Source organism: Sinorhizobium sp., from assembly GCF_059070375.1.
Window position 1 is genome coordinate 145,348 of record NZ_JCACWC010000002.1, and the last position, 14,948, is coordinate 160,295.

Below are 14,948 nucleotides of genomic sequence, written 5' to 3' on the forward strand. Positions count from 1 at the left end.
CCCTTTCGGCTCAAGACCCTACACTTTGTGCCTGTACATCGATGTGACGTCTTAACAATAGCCAATGCAGCCCGCGGAACATGCCGACCAAGAGCGGCTTTTGCCAACTTTAATCGTGATGGCGATCTTCCCGTCACTGCTAATCGAGCATTTGGCGCACGGTCGACCCGCTGCAGCGGCCTTCGGGATGACGCTCGGACAGATCCGGTTCCTCCACCCGGCTAATCGAGGAACGGCAGGACGACCAGCCCTTCGGGATCAAGCCCGTGCTGGTTGCATACATTCTGCGCCAGGGAAAAATACCGCTCGGCCTCGGCCATATCGCCGACGTCGAGACTCAGTGTAGCAAGGCCGTCATAACACGGAAAAAGCATTTGCGGCTCGCCTGTTTCTCGCGCCACCTCCAGTGCCTCATTGTAACAGCGTGCCGCGAGCTCCGGCTTCGCATGGCACTGATGGATCTGTCCAAGAACAATGAGCGGGACAGGCAGATGCTCGCGTTGGTCGAGTGCGCGGTCTAGCTCTATCGCCTTCTCGGCGGCAGGAATGCCCTCGTCACCGCAGCGGTCGGTGAAGGTGCAACTGGCGACAGCGAGATTGGCGAGAAGACGTGATTGGAAGCCGAGATCGCCGATCCGGCGCGCCACTTCGAGGCCTTGTCGACACACCTCTATTGCCCGCGCCGGATCGATCACAGTGTAGAGCACGCCAAGATTCGTGTAGCCACGGCAGGCGGCGCTAAGCAGGCCGGCCGCCTCGGCAATCTCGACGCTCCGTTCCACCTCTAACACCGCCTCGCGGCTTCGTTCGAGCCGCGCCAGCGCGACCCCTTTTGTGTTGAGCGCTTCAGCGGTTGCGTGCGCCGCCTCCAACCTAGTCCCCTCGTCGGCATCCATCGGCAGCGACACGGCGCGTTCGAGCGCTTCATCCGCCCACTTGACGGCGGCGGTATGCTCCCCGCTCCGAAACGCCAGGCGACCACGCTCCTGGAGCAGAAGCGCCTGCTCGATTCGCGCGTCCGTTCCTTCGAGCGACATAGCCGCTTCGGCATAATGCGCCTCAGCTTGGCTTCTTTTGCCGGCTTGCCAAAACAATCGGCCGAGTTTGCGCAGTATCCGCGCCGCCCCGACGCGGTCGCCTGTGTCCCGGCGAGCCTCAAGCACCGTCCCGTAGTGTTCGTGGGCTGCCTCGCGCCGACCCGTCGAACCGCAAAGGTCGGCGATCCGCTCGCGCAGAGAGAGCCTAAGCTCCACGGACTCGGGATCATTGGCAAGCGCCGTAAGCGCCTGTTGGTAGTGCCGGATCGCGTCTTCATTTGCGTAAATCGAGCGTGCCCGGTCGCCGGCCGAACGTAAATAGTGCGCACCCTTTGGCCTGTTCGCGCTCAGGCTGAAATGATGGCCGAGGAGCAGCAGATCTTCGAGGCGCTCTGGCTCTTGCCCGCATGATTGTTCCAAGGCCGCCCCGACCTGCCCATGCATTTCGGTGCGCCGCTGCAGAAGGAGGTTTTGGTAGATCACGTCTTGGAGCAGGGCTTGGGTGAAACGATAGGATTGCGACGCGATTGAACCGTTGTCGGCCACCTCCTCGATGATCTCTGCATCGCAGAGCAGATCGAGCCCCGCCTCGATCTGCTTCGGGTGGGTCGAAACGGCGGCAAGCAGCGTTGCGTCGAAGCGCGGACCGAGGACCGCCGCTTCTTGGGCTAGCCTTCGCGCGTCGGGCGGCAGCCTGTCCATTCGGGCGAGCAGCATAGCTTGAATACTCGCCGGAATTTCAGCCGCCGTTTCACTCGCCGCAGCCCGCCAATGAAGCCCGTCTCGCACCAGAACCCCGCCCTCGATGAAGCCGCGCACGATCTCTTCGACAAATAGGGGGTTTCCGCCGGCACGGTCGAGAATCCGGCTGCCCAGAGTGTTCAACGCCTGGTCCCAGCCTTCGCCGAAAAGAGAGGCGAGCATGTTGCGCACATTACCGTCGTTAAGCGGACCTAGACGAAGCGTCGTGTGGCTGATCCGCCTCGAATCGAGTTGTTCCACGTCGAATGTCGGGCGATGGGTGAACACCAGAATCAGCCGCCGCCGTTCCAGCCGGTCCATCAGGTACTGCAGCGCCTCCAGCGACACAGCGTCTGCCCAATGCAAATCCTCCACCACGATCAGGAGCGGCGCGAGGGCCAGCCGCCTTTCGAAAATGCTGCGGATTGCAAAGAAGATCTGCCTGCGGAGTTGTTCGGGTTCGACATACCGCAGGGTGCCTTCCGGATCGCCGAGGCCGACGACATGGAACAGAAGCGGCGTCAAACGGACCGCCTCATCGTCGTCCAGACCGAGTTCGCCAAGCAGGTCAGAAAGCCTTGCCCTGGTTTCAGCTACGGGGCCGCCTTGCGGCATGCCGGCGGCGCTTCGAACGACGGCAGCAAGTGTACCATAGGACTGCTCTCCGAGAGGAGAGCAGGCCGCCTTCCTGATAGCGACAGCGGCAAAGCGTTCTTCGTCGTGAATGCGCGCGATGAATTCGTTGACCAGCCGCGACTTGCCGATGCCGGCTTCTCCGACCAGCCGCACCAGTTGGGCCGAACCCCGGCATGCCAGATCGAGGCTCGCCAACATCCGCTCAAGCTCGGCATCTCGGCCGATCAGCGGGGCGCTGAGGCCCAGCGCCTCCAACCCACGCGCCGGACGCGGGGTTTCTCGCAAACCCTGCAGGCGGTAGACTGGTATGCTTCCTGTCTTGCCGCGCAGCGTGGTCTCACCGAGCGTTTCGAAGCAGAAGGCATGCCGGGCTAGGCGCTGGGTCAGTGGCCCGACCAGCACCTCGCCGGGTGACGCCATCGATTGCAGCCGCTGCGCTGTATTCACGGTGTCGCCGGTCACCGAATAAGATTTGGCGCTTCCCGCGCCGAAGCCGCCGGTGACCACCGGTCCGGTGTTGACGCCGATATGGAGGACTGGCGGCGAGCCGGCCCGCGCCTGCCAGCGCTCGCGCATGCGCGAAGCTCGCTCGACCATGTCGAGGGCGGCACGAAGCGCTCGTTCCGGGTCTTCCTCATGCGCGACCGGCGCGCCGAACAGCGCTAGCAGGGCATCGCCGATAAACTTGTCAACGAAGCCGCCGAACCTCTGCACTGCCTCAGTAAGCTCCTCGAACAGCTCATTTTGCAGGGCCCGCATGAGTTCCGGGTCGATTTGCTCGGACAGTGCAGTGAAGCCGCTGAGATCCGCGAACAGAACCGTGACCGTGCGGCGGTCGGCGTCCACCGCGGCCAGAGCCGGTTGCCCAACCTTCCCGCTCGGCGCTGAGCCGGCGTGGATGGTAGGGTCCTCCGCTGCGCCCGCACTGTTCGTGGGAGCGCCGCATTTCGGGCAGAAAGCAAAGTCGTACGGGCACGGATAACCGCAGCCAGGGCAAGGTTTTGGTTGCCTCATCCCGCATTTCGGGCAGAAGGCAAAGCCGCTCTGGATCTCGAGTCCGCAACCCTCGCAGTTCATCGATCAACCCCGTAGACCCATCGATAGCCTTGGACCGGTTCCCTAAGCATCCCAATAGGAAAAATGAGAATGGACCCGTAAGGGAAAACGGGCAAGCAGGGTGAACAAAACGACGCTGGCGGGTCGCCAAGACTGGCCCAAAAATCAAATCAAATCAAATAGGGGAGAGGTGAGCAGCCGCGCCCGTAAGCGTCTTGCCGAACCCAGAGAAATGTTGATGGGGGCGCCGATGAGTCTGCCCAGCTACGCGATGAGCCATGCGAGTATCCGAGAGGGAGGTCCCAATTGAAGGAAACTCTCTGGCACACACCTCTGTCGGTAACCCTCCAGAACGGCATGCCTCGCCTATTCCGCGGACCCTACGACGCGTTCACTTCACCCCGATTCCGACGTTGATCGGATTGGTGAGGACGGCCGAGCCGCCGTCATCGGCCCGGTCGCGAACCATTCGATTGAGCGTCCGACGGATCGTACCGCGCTCACTTTCACGCAGTTCGAGATCGCCGAGCACCTCTTCGACGATCGGGTTGCTCCATACAATCCAGTCCCACAGCTCATCGCCGGTTCTGAAGGCCGTGCTCTCCGTGATCGTCTCGACGCTAACCTCCCTCAGCCCGGCGGCCGTAAGCTCTTGGCATAGCCTTTCCGGATTTCTGAGTTGGAATGGCAGCGGCGGTGGGTTCATGGGAGGACCTTCGAAGTTCGGACGAACCGACTGGACGGCCCGCACGAAGAACCCGAGGAAATCGATCTGATGTGGATCGCCATAGGCGATGACCAGTACTCGTCCGCCCGGTCTGACAACCCGCGCCATTTCCCGGATGCCCCTCGGCATGTCCGGAAACAGCATAACGCCGAACTGCGATCCGGCGATGTCGAAGCTGTTATCGTGGAACACGAGGGCGTGGCCATCCATTACTAGCGTCTCGATCCGAAGCGCTTCCTTGTTCGCGCGCTCTCCGAGCAGTTCCAGCATCACGGTTGACTGATCGATGGCGAACGTCTCGGCGCCGCTCCGTGCTGCCGGGATGCTGAGCGCACCACTGCCGGACGCCACGTCCAGGAACTTCATTCCTGCGCGGAGCCCGGCCCGGCGCAGCCCCTCGCTCCCGAGCCACATTTGCGTCTCGGTGTTGGTCCGGTCATAGCCCGGCGCAATTCGATCCCACTCGTCTCGAGTACTAGCTGGTGCTAGGCCCGTTTCGGATGCTGCTTCAACAGTCTCTCGCAAAGCGGCGCGCAGCGTGCGACAGAAGGCGTCGGGCTGTTCGATAGGGGGGTCATCGGCCGCATTGTCGATAACGTGCAGCGGCCAGCCGTAGCGGGCACTCGCGGCTTCGGCGACAGGCAGTGGTGTGGCGAGATCGTGCCGTCCCCAAATCAAGATCGTGGGAACGGAGATTCGTGACAGTTCGGCTGCTGTGATGGCCGGAAGCCCAAACTGCTCCATCAAACTCTGCTGGATTGGCTTGAGGCCCGGCACTTGGGCCCGATCGAGGTTGTACGCCCTTAGCCGATCCCAGCTCTCCCCCATGCGGTCACGCAGAGTATCCAGGTCGTATGCGCAGCGTTGCCAAAGGCGGTCATGGTTTTCCTCGTTCGGATGCGTGACGAACGCCATGAGCGCAGCCCCGAACTCCGGCACTGGCTGAAAGGGAGCAAGGCCGAGCGCATCAGACAACACCAGGCAGCGCAGCCGATTGCTATTGGCGGCAGCGAAACGCGCTGCAATGGCACCGCCGAGGATCTGGCCTACCAAAACGGGGGGCGTCGGGCAGACGCTCTCGATCAATTCGCCGAGCCAAGCGAGCGCGCGATCGGCATCGATCGGACCGTCGGTTATTTCGGACGCTCCGTGCCCCGGTAGGTCCGGTGCGATGACGTGATAAGTCTTGATCAGGTCCGGGATGATCCGCAGCCACTTGGCCGCATGTTCTCCTGGACCATGCAGCAACATGATCGGCGGTCCAGCGCCGCCGTCCAGCACCGCCGTCGAGATGCCGGCCAGACGCAGGGTTTTCTCGGATACCGAAACGCCGGCGAGCAGCCGTTCGCGAGGACCTCCAGTCGTTGGTGTGCGTTCCCGTGCGGCATCTTCTTGTCGCGGACCCATTCCCGCATCGCTCGTAATCATGGCGTCCTCCAGAGGTCCTCTTCTCAGCTTGAGAAGATCCTACGTCGAAAGAAGAACCGCCGCTTCGGGCGAATCGCTCAATTTACGGGATGGGGATATGGGTAATTTCACCCACTTGGCCGCGCCGGATATTCAAACAAGTCTGTGCTTGTAGGCCCACGCGGTCGCGGCCGCTCGCGACGAGACATCGAGCTTACTGAGAATGTTGCTGACGTGCCGATCAATGGTCCTTTGGCTGAGACGGAGCTCAGCCGCGATCTTCTTGTTCGGCTCGCCGCTCGCCACCAGCCGCAGCACCTGTAGTTCGCGCCGTGTCAAGCCGTGAACGTGCATCGGGAGAACCATGCCGGCGATATCGGGTGCGGCGCCTAGCTGCTCGAACGCCTCCCGAGCGGCGGTCAACTCTAGCGTTGCGCTCTCCTCATCTCCGAGTGCGTCACAGGCGAGCCCGATGAGCTTGCGCGCGCGCGCGGCATGGTACGGCGCTTCGACCCGCAGCCAAAGCTCGAAGGCACGTCGTAGCGCAGCAAGGGCGTCCTGAGGATCGCCTTTCGCCAAATGGACCGCACCGGTCGCGTGGGCGGCCATCGCTCGCAGCATCGAAGTCTGGAAGTAATCGGCGCATTCTTCCAGTTCGCGGCAGGCGTCGCACGCAGGCTCGAAATCGCCGGCGCCAATCATGATTTCGATATAGGCGGGCAGGAGCTTCGTCCGCTGCAGCCGATTTATGGTGGTGCCCAAGGCACGCTTGATCGCGTTCACGGCCGTTTCGGTGCGCCCCTGCGCAAGCCGCAACAGGGCCAGACCCGGTAGCGGTTCCCACCCCAGCCGGCTCGCCTGACGATATGCCTCCTCGGCTTCAGTAAACGCACCGCGCAGGCGGTGTATCTCCGCCTCTTGGTAAAAAGCTGCCGCAGGGGGGTGGTGCCCCGATCCCGGCGAAGGTGCCGTGCATGCGCGGCGAGCCTCCTCGATTGCCTCCCGCCACGCGCCGTTCGTCTGCATGATCTCGGCGCGGTGAACAAGGCATGTGCCCGTGAAGGTGACCAATTGCAATTGCCCGGCACACCACGCAGACAATGCGGCCGTCCATTCGCGGGCGCGATCCACGGCATAGATCTGCTGGCAGGCCTCGACCACACTACAGTAGACCAGACCGGTCATGATCGGAGATAGTTCTCCGGCGGTAACAGCGACCATCGCCTCATCAAGAAGAGCGAGACCTCTCGCCACTTGTCCCTGCAAGATGAGGGCCCGGCCCTGCAAATGGCGGGCGCAGGCGCTGAGGTCGGCGTCCGCGAAGCGGTCGCCGATTTCGACTGCTCGCGCAGCGGTGGCGTAGGCGGTCTCGGCATCGCCGGCGTTAAGCTGCTGCTCCGCGGCGGGAAGCAGGAGATAGCCTTCTTCGACGCAGGCTTTCCCCTCGCGCTGTAGCAGTCGCTCGGCCCGACCAAACCACCCGGTCGCCGGACCGACTTCTCCACGAAACGCCAGGCGCAACCCCAACCAAAATGCGGCCCGCGCCGCGCGAACGCAGTCCTCAGCATCAAGATAGCAATGATGGGCGCGATCCAGGGCTTGCAGGTACTCGTCGTCTCGGCCGGCCAGATAGGCCGAAATCGCCAATCGTTCGACATCCTCTGGGTCAAGTGGGGCCTTTTCGTCGGCACGCGAAAGCCACCGATAGGCGTCGGACCATGCCCGCCGCTGATAAGCATCGCGCCCGAGGCCGAGGTGATCGATCGCCCCAGAGACACGACGCTCCGACCGCTGTTGATGGGGGCCCATCTGCGATGCTCCGATCCTCTGCTAAACTCTAACAGATTTGGGAACTCACAGCGCCTCAAATACGTCTGCTGACATTCACGGCGTTCATACTGAGCTGACATCAACGCTTCTGCGAGAACGGGCCCATGCTGATTTCGGCGATTTGCCTTTTGAAAGCCTTGCCTGAGGAGCTTGGGGTCCTCCCTCGCGAGCAGCTTTGCGCGTACAGCCCGCGCGCGGCGGTCACGTGTGAGCTCTTTCAATTTGTCGCGGAGCGGCGATCAGAACAGGATGAAACTCTTGCCAGCGACAATCAGCATTACGGCACTGATTCCTCCGCCTCGGATGCGGGGTCGAAGCTTCGGAGCATCTCCGGTCCGGCAACGGCGATGGCTACTCCGGCTAGCAGAGCCGGCGTAGGGGGAGGGTCGGACTGCGGGTGTGGGCAGGCTCTCCGGTTCCGAAGCGACGACCTCATCCATATCTCAAGTGATTGCGCGGAGCACCTTGAATTGCCACGGCTCGTGGCCTCCGGTTCGGGTCTCGGGAGGCATCGCATCAGGAGAAGGCGCGCGATCTTGGCCGGCGATGTAGAGGTCAGAACACAGCGCTCAGCTTCCTCATCGAGAGCCCATGATTGCAGTTCGGCGCGAGTGACTGAAGGGGAGGGGAGGTTCCTGCGGGGCGATGACATCTCATTGCCAAAATGGGAAAGTGCACTCAGCGGTGTCTTCACCAGCGGTGGGCAGTGCGGAGACTGAAGGTGCCACGCCGCTCACTTCCAGGATGAGTTTTTGCCGTATCGCTATGGCAAAATCCTCAGGCTCGTGAACGGGCAGCACGAAAGATCCCGGCCCGCCGACAACGCAATTTTTGTAGTATTGATCTAACGGAGTAAGGGAGACAGAGGGACGGATCAGTACGGCGAGACCGTTTATGACGATGCCTCGTTCCAATGCGGCGGCACGGGCGGGTGCGACGGCGGGCCCGGAATTGTTCGGGCCGTCGCCCGATAAGTCCAGAACGCGACGGGCTCCGGAAAATGCATTCGAGTCGATTGATTGGGTACCGAATAGGATCGCATTAGAGAGAGAAGTGCCGCGACGCGAGCCTGTGACGGGCTTATCGACTTTCTCGGCGAACCTTTGCGCGTCTTCGGCGTCGTCTATCAGCTGCCACTGGACGACGGACTGTAGGTTCACCGCCCCGGACCATTCGTAGTAGCCGATGGCAATACGACCGAGCATTCCGCTTTTCACCGCGTTGATGAAATCCGGATGCTTAAGTGCCTCGACATAGCCCAAGCGCTGTGTACGTGCCTCTTCGATGTCCATCGAGGCGGAGACGTCGACCGCCAGCAGCAGCTCGACATCCACTTGCGCAGGTGGCGCCGCTGTCATCTGGGCGGGCGCAACAGTCAAAGCGAGCAACGTTTCCATCATCCAGTGCATTGCCGACCACTGTGCAATTCGAAAGATTGTAGCATGGATAAAGCCGTTCGGTAGTTGCGTATCATGGTGCCATTCGGTCGACTATGTCTCATTTCATCGAACCGATAGGGGCGGTCGAGACAAACTGCGGCGGCTATAACCTTAGGGCTCGGACGAGATGGCAGGCCCATTATTCTCGAGAGGTGCGGCTATAGTTCTTCGGCAAGGTCATGTTCTCGCCATAAACCAGGCCTCCCTGCCGCACCGAACTGGTCTATGAAGAAGTCCTGAAGGCAGGCCGTGTACAGATGTCACCTCCTTAATCAGGCAGTTCCTCGCTTATCCCCAAATACGGTCGCCGCTCCAGCTCCGCGGACTTCTGGGACAGCCTGAGGCGAAGAAGATCTTTCCGGGAGACGAGGCCCACCAGCACACCGGAGGCGAGATCGGTGATGGGTATGCGCGCCGCATCGGCCGCGATCATGATGTCTGCGATGTGGCCGACGGTGTCGTCCGGATGCCCCACCGGAATGGACGTGTCGGACACTTTGTCCTTCAATGTCTCGGCTCCTGCATCAGCCTCCCCCTCCCATCTCAGCGCATCGGCGCGTGAAACGACACCGATCAGCACGCCGCCTTCTTCGGTGACGGGATAGACGCGATGCGCCTTGTCCGTCGACCCGAAATGCGTGCTGGCCTCCGCGACGGTCATTGTCGCCGGTAAGGTTTCCACGGCTTTGACCATGATGTCGCGGGCGCGCGTGAACTCGAAAGGATCAACGCCATACTCGCGGGCGATGTGCTGGCCCCTGCGGGCAATCTTCTCCGTCAGTATAGAACGGCGGAGCAGCAGGACCATCACCGCATAGGCAGCGACGGTGGCCGCCAGCAGGGGGATGAGCGTCGCGACATCGCCGGTAATCTCCATGGCGAAGAACGTTCCGGTCAACGGCGCCCGCATTGTTCCCCCCATCATTGCGGCCATACCGAGAAGCGCCCAAAACCCCGGTTCGCCTGGAAGTGGCAAACCGAACAGCCATCCAACGGCACCGCCAAGAATAAGCAACGGGGCGAGCACGCCTCCGGACGTACCGGATGAAAGAGCCACGAGCCAGATGGCGGCTTTGACCAGGAGAATGCTCACCACCGTCGAGGCCGGAATGCTGCTGTTCAGCAGCCCTTCGATCACATCATATCCAACTCCGAGCGCGCGGGGTTCAACCATCCCGCCAAGCCCAATCGCAAGCCCACCGAGGGCCGGCCACCACATCCAATGGAACGGCAAGCGTTCGAACCCGTCTTCAATCCTGTAAAGAAGGGTAGTGAGGAGGCCAGATTGCAGGCCGGCAATGATGCCGATCCCTGCGCAAAGCAGGATATTCCACCAAGGGAGCTGCAGATCGAACTGCGTCGGAAAGAGCGGGCCGGCGCCGAAGAGCAGCGGGCGCCAGGCGATCGTCACGCATGCCGAGCCGGCGACCGGAATGAAGCTGCGCGGCTTCCATTCGAACAGAAGCAACTCCACCGCCAGCATCACCGCTGCGATGGGCGAACCGAAAATGGCGGTCATGCCCGCTGCCGCGCCGGCTACCAGCAGTGTCTTGCGTTCCGCGGCGCTCATGTGAAAGAACTGGGCGAACAACGATCCTATCGCACCGCCGGTCATGATGATCGGTCCTTCGGCGCCGAATGGCCCACCCGTGCCGATCGAGAGGGCAGACGACAGCGGCTTCAGCACGGCGACTTTCGCGGACATCCGGCTGCCGCCGATGAGGATCGCTTCAATCGCCTCGGGAATGCCGTGGCCTCGGATCTTCTCCGAGCCGAAGCGCGCCATCAGACCAATGACGAGCCCGCCGACAGCGGGGATGAAGACCATCCAGGGAGAGAAGACGACCTGCGCAATCGAGCTTTCTTCGATGCTGACCCGTCCGAACCAGACCACGTTGGTGACGAGCGCTATGAGGCTGACGAGGAACTGGCCGCGGCGCCGTCCGCCAACATCCGAAGGACCATTCAATGATCGGCAGCACGAGTTGAAGAGTAGGGTTCCACGGGCTCCGGGCCGTGTCCTTGCAAGCATCTGTGCCGGCAGCACACCGAACGAAAAACCAGCGGAAACGAGCTCTCGGGACGCACGGCGTTAGCGACGCAAACGCCGTGCTCCTGCAGGCCTCCTGGAGTACCCCAGTCGTCTCCATCGCTTCGCACGGTGGGTTCTTGGTTGTACTCTGGCTGGTGGCAACGTCCTGCGAGAGGGTTGGTTCCATTCGGCGACGCATTGGTGACGGCGCCTATTATCGGAGACTCCAAGGGCATAGTACTGCGGTACCGTTGGCGTTCGCGAATTTGGGTATATGGGGCTCGCCGCATATTGTCAGTCTTAATTCATGGCTCTCAGGAGCCGGACCCGCCCCGAAACCTCGAATGTCGTCGTCGAAGTTCATCGATTGCGTGCTCGTCTTGGAAGCGCTGGTGGTGCGATCCCCCATTGGCGAAGTTGCTTATCAACGCAAAGCGGTCTCATCGAACAGCCAAAACGTTCATGCTACAGAAGATCGCATAATGAATCGACGGGAATGCTTGCCGTCGCTGCGGCTGATGGCAGGCCGGGCGTGGTGCCAGCTTTCACCGCTCAAACCATGGCCGGAGTTTGCTTCGCCGTTGACAGTGCTCGTAGAGAGAAGCTTTAGGGTATCCGCCACGCGCCGATCGCACATGCGAGGCAATCTGGCAATCTGTCTTGTGTGGCGCAACGCTGCGCCACACAAGATGATCCTGCGTTACTTTCCGGCCGCTTGGGCAGCATACACGTAGCTGTCGTAGCTGTATTCGGCGACGCGGAACCACTCGAAGGACTCGTCGCGGAACTTCTTCCAGGCCGGATAGATCTTCGCCCAAGCGGGGTGCTTCTCGCTGTATTCGGCATAGAGCTCGAAGGTCGCCTTATAGGCGGCGTCCATCACGTCGCGCGGCATCGGGCGAAGGTTGACTCCCTTGCCGACCAGGGAGCGGATCGCCGTCGTGTTCTTCACGTCGTAAAGCGCCTGCATGTTGATGTTGGCAGCCTTGCAAGCCGTGTCAAGCGCGACCTTGTAGGCCTCAGGCAGCGCTTCGTACTGCGCCTTGTTGATGAAGAAGTGGATGGTCAGCCCGCCCTCCCAATAGGCCGGGTAGTAGTAATACGGAGCGATCTGGTAGAAGCCGAGGCGCTCGTCGTCATAGGGGCCGACCCATTCGGCGGCATCGATCGTGCCGCGTTCCAGCGCCGGATAGATGTCGCCGCCCGGAAGCTGCTGCGGTACGACGCCAAGGCGCGACATGACCTCGCCGGCAACTCCGGCAATACGCATCTTGATGCCATTGAGGTCGTCAAGCGTCTTGATCTCATTGCGGAACCAGCCGCCCATCTGGGCACCGGTGCCGCCGCCGGGCTTGCCTACGATGCCGTATTCCTTCAGGAACTCGTCATAAAGCTCGTTGCCGCCGCCGTGATAGAGCCAGGCATTCTGCTGGCGGGCGTTGAGGCCGAAGGGGATGGTCGAGCCGATCGCGAAGGTCGGGTTCTTGCCTGTGAAATAGTAGCCGCAGGTATGGGCGATTTCCACTGTGTTGCTTTGCACCGCGTCGATCGCCTGGGGGCCTGGCACCAGTTCTCCGGCCTGGAAGACCTGGATCTGGAACTTGCCCTCGGTCATCTTCGACAGCGCTTCCGCCATGACGACGGCGCCGCCATAGATGGTGTCGAGATTGTTCGGGAAGCCGGACGTCAAACGCCATTTCAGGGTCGGGAGTTCCTGGGCGATTGCCGGTGCGGCGAGCGACGCCCCGGCGACCGCTGCCGCGCCGCCGAGCGCGCCCTTGGTCAGAAAGTTGCGGCGGTTGAAAATGTCATTCATCGTATTCTCCTCAGAAGGCTGCGTGTTCGGCCGGCACGGCTGTCCGACCGGGACCGTTGGTTGTGGTCATTTGGACTGGGCGGGCTGGCCGAAGTTCGGCTGCGGCGAACCGAATTCGGGTGTTTGCGTTCCAAAGGACGGCATCGAACTGTCATCAGACGGTTCCGGCGCGCCGAAGGGCTGCGTCGGCGTTCCGAACGGGTTTTCACCCTCGGCACCGGGCATCGGCACATTCAGCTGGATCGTCGTCGGATCGACCGCCGTCTGGCCGGACTTGTAGTGGGTGACGAGACCCGGGAATGCCACGACCATCGCGACCATGAACAGTTGGATCCCGAGGAACGGCAGGGCGCCCATGTAGATCTGGCCCGAGGTCACCGGCTTGATCGTCGCGCCGGTCACCCTGTCCTTGTAGGCACGGTTGGGTGCAACGGATCGCAGGTAGAACAGCGAGAAGCCGAAGGGCGGATGCATGAACGAGGTCTGCATGTTGATCGCCAGCATCACGCCGAACCAAATCAGGTCAATGCCGAGCGCCTCGGCGACCGGCGCTAGCAGCGGGATGATGATGAAGGCCAGCTCGAAATAATCGAGGAAGAAGGCCAGGAAGAACACCAGCAGGTTGGCAACGATGAGGAAGCCGATTTCCCCGCCGGGGATCGAGGTCATCAAGTGCTCGACCCAGATATGGCCGTCGACGCCGTAGAAGGTCAGCGAGAAGACGCGCGCGCCGAGCAGGATGAAAATCACGAAGGACGACAGTTTCGCCGTGGCATGGAGCGCTGACCTCATCATGGAGAGATCGAGGCGGCGGTTGGATGCGGCCAGGATGAGCGCGCCGACGGCTCCCATCGCGCCGCCTTCGGTGGGCGTCGCAAGGCCGATGAAGATTGTGCCGAGCACCAGGAAGATCAGAACGAGCGGCGGCACCAGGGAGGTCACCACCTTTCGGGCAAGCTTCCAGCCGCGCAGCGTGCGGGCCTCTGGCGGCAACGCCGGAACGCTGGCGGGCTGTAGGTAGGACATGAGAATGATGTAACCGGCATAGATCGCAACGAGCAGCAGGCCGGGCACCAGCGCGCCCTTGTACATGTCGCCGACCGAGCGGCCGAGCTGGTCGGCGAGGATGATCAGCACGAGCGACGGTGGGATGATCTGTGCGAGCGTTCCCGACGCCGCGATCGTGCCGGCCGCCACGCGCCGGTCGTAGCCGTACCGCAGCATGATCGGCAGCGAGATCAAGCCCATCGAGATGACCGAGGCCGCGACAACGCCAGTGGTGGCCGCAAGGATCGCGCCGACGAAGATGACCGCGAAGGCAAGCCCGCCGCGGATCGGACCGAACAGCTGGCCGATCGTATCGAGCAGGTCCTCCGCCATGCCACTTCGTTCCAGGATCAGCCCCATGAAGGTGAAGAACGGTATGGCAAGCAGGGTTTCGTTCGACATTTGCCCGAAGATGCGGTCGGGCACGGCGCCGAACAGGTTGATCGGCAGCAGGCCCATTTCAATGCCGATGAAGCCGAAGACAAAGCCGACGAAGGCCAATGCGAAAGCGACGGGATAGCCCATCAGCAGCACGACGATCAGCGACAGGAACATGATGGGCGCGAGATTTTCGGCGAAGAAAGCAAACATGCGATCGGTTCCCGGCGTTAGAGCGTCTGGGCTTCGGCGTCGGCAAGTGCCGTTGCGTCGGGCATGTCGCCGCGCAAAATCGCTAAGCGCTTGATGAGCTCGGAGACACCCTGCAGCGTCAGCAGGCCGAAGCCGACGGGGATCAGCGCCCAGACCGGCCAGAGAAGCAGGCCGCCGGTGTTGTTCGACACCTCACCGCTCAGGAACTTCGACACCACGATCGGCCAGGAGAGATAGATGGTGATGAGGCAGAAAGGGAACAGGAAGAAGATCGTGCCGAGGATTTCGACCCAGAGCTGGGCCCTCCGCGGCAGGTGCCCGTAGACAAGGTCGACCTTCACATGTTCGCTGCTAAGCAGGGTATAGGCAGCCGCGATCAGGAAGACGGCGGAAAACAGGTACCACTGCGCTTCCAGCCACGCGTTGGAGCTCAGGCTGAAGAGCTTGCGCGTGACGGCGTTGACGGCACTGATCAGCACCGCGGCAAGCAGCAGCCACGACACCGATTTTCCAATAAACGTGTTGAGCGCGTCGATGACGCGCGACAGTGACAAAAGGCCGGACATGTTGAATTCCTCCCCGGCCGGAA

The 14,948-nt window shown here is 61.9% G+C and carries 8 protein-coding genes; all 8 read right to left on the reverse strand.

Annotated features, from left to right (window positions below; all coding sequences use genetic code 11):
- Positions 1 to 221: 221 nt before the first annotated feature.
- The 8 genes from AC5J09_RS05405 to AC5J09_RS05440 all read right to left on the reverse strand — a co-directional run bounded on the left by AC5J09_RS05405 (position 222) and on the right by AC5J09_RS05440 (position 14,925).
- On the reverse strand, positions 222 to 3,491 hold the full coding sequence (locus AC5J09_RS05405; protein ID WP_324763955.1) for an adenylate/guanylate cyclase domain-containing protein: 3,270 nt from the start codon (positions 3,489 to 3,491) through the stop codon (positions 222 to 224).
- A 370-nt stretch (positions 3,492 to 3,861) separates the two neighbouring features.
- Positions 3,862 to 5,625 (reverse strand): alpha/beta fold hydrolase, encoded by a 1,764-nt coding sequence (locus AC5J09_RS05410; RefSeq protein WP_324763954.1) that lies wholly within the window; start codon positions 5,623 to 5,625, stop codon positions 3,862 to 3,864.
- Positions 5,626 to 5,757: 132 nt separating this feature from the next.
- Complete coding sequence (locus tag AC5J09_RS05415; RefSeq protein ID WP_324763953.1) at positions 5,758 to 7,413, reverse strand: LuxR C-terminal-related transcriptional regulator; 1,656 nt, start codon at positions 7,411 to 7,413, stop codon at positions 5,758 to 5,760.
- 674 nt (positions 7,414 to 8,087) lie between these two features.
- The gene (locus AC5J09_RS05420; RefSeq protein WP_416385272.1) at positions 8,088 to 8,834 is read right to left on the reverse strand and encodes a DUF1194 domain-containing protein; all 747 of its coding nucleotides are present in this window, start codon (positions 8,832 to 8,834) and stop codon (positions 8,088 to 8,090) included.
- 307 nt (positions 8,835 to 9,141) lie between these two features.
- The gene (locus tag AC5J09_RS05425; protein WP_494297150.1) at positions 9,142 to 10,842 is read right to left on the reverse strand and encodes a chloride channel protein; all 1,701 of its coding nucleotides are present in this window, start codon (positions 10,840 to 10,842) and stop codon (positions 9,142 to 9,144) included.
- 763 nt (positions 10,843 to 11,605) lie between these two features.
- Positions 11,606 to 12,721 (reverse strand): TRAP transporter substrate-binding protein, encoded by a 1,116-nt coding sequence (locus tag AC5J09_RS05430; RefSeq protein ID WP_324763950.1) that lies wholly within the window; start codon positions 12,719 to 12,721, stop codon positions 11,606 to 11,608.
- A 66-nt stretch (positions 12,722 to 12,787) separates the two neighbouring features.
- Entirely contained in the window at positions 12,788 to 14,359 is a 1,572-nt protein-coding gene (locus AC5J09_RS05435; RefSeq protein ID WP_324763949.1) for a TRAP transporter large permease, read from the reverse strand.
- 17 nt (positions 14,360 to 14,376) lie between these two features.
- Positions 14,377 to 14,925 (reverse strand): TRAP transporter small permease subunit, encoded by a 549-nt coding sequence (locus tag AC5J09_RS05440; protein ID WP_324763948.1) that lies wholly within the window; start codon positions 14,923 to 14,925, stop codon positions 14,377 to 14,379.
- Positions 14,926 to 14,948: the final 23 nt, after the last annotated feature.

What these genes read in the sequence shown, in the direction of transcription:
- AC5J09_RS05405 (WP_324763955.1), bottom strand. Translation starts at nt 3,491, where the DNA reads ATGAACTGCGAGGGTTGCGGACTCGAGATCCAGAGCGGCTTTGCCTTC.
- AC5J09_RS05410 (WP_324763954.1), bottom strand. Translation starts at nt 5,625, where the DNA reads ATGATTACGAGCGATGCGGGAATGGGTCCGCGACAAGAAGATGCCGCA.
- AC5J09_RS05415 (WP_324763953.1), bottom strand. Translation starts at nt 7,413, where the DNA reads ATGGGCCCCCATCAACAGCGGTCGGAGCGTCGTGTCTCTGGGGCGATC.
- AC5J09_RS05420 (WP_416385272.1), bottom strand. Translation starts at nt 8,834, where the DNA reads ATGATGGAAACGTTGCTCGCTTTGACTGTTGCGCCCGCCCAGATGACA.
- AC5J09_RS05430 (WP_324763950.1), bottom strand. Translation starts at nt 12,721, where the DNA reads ATGAATGACATTTTCAACCGCCGCAACTTTCTGACCAAGGGCGCGCTC.
- AC5J09_RS05435 (WP_324763949.1), bottom strand. Translation starts at nt 14,359, where the DNA reads ATGTTTGCTTTCTTCGCCGAAAATCTCGCGCCCATCATGTTCCTGTCG.
- AC5J09_RS05440 (WP_324763948.1), bottom strand. Translation starts at nt 14,925, where the DNA reads ATGTCCGGCCTTTTGTCACTGTCGCGCGTCATCGACGCGCTCAACACG.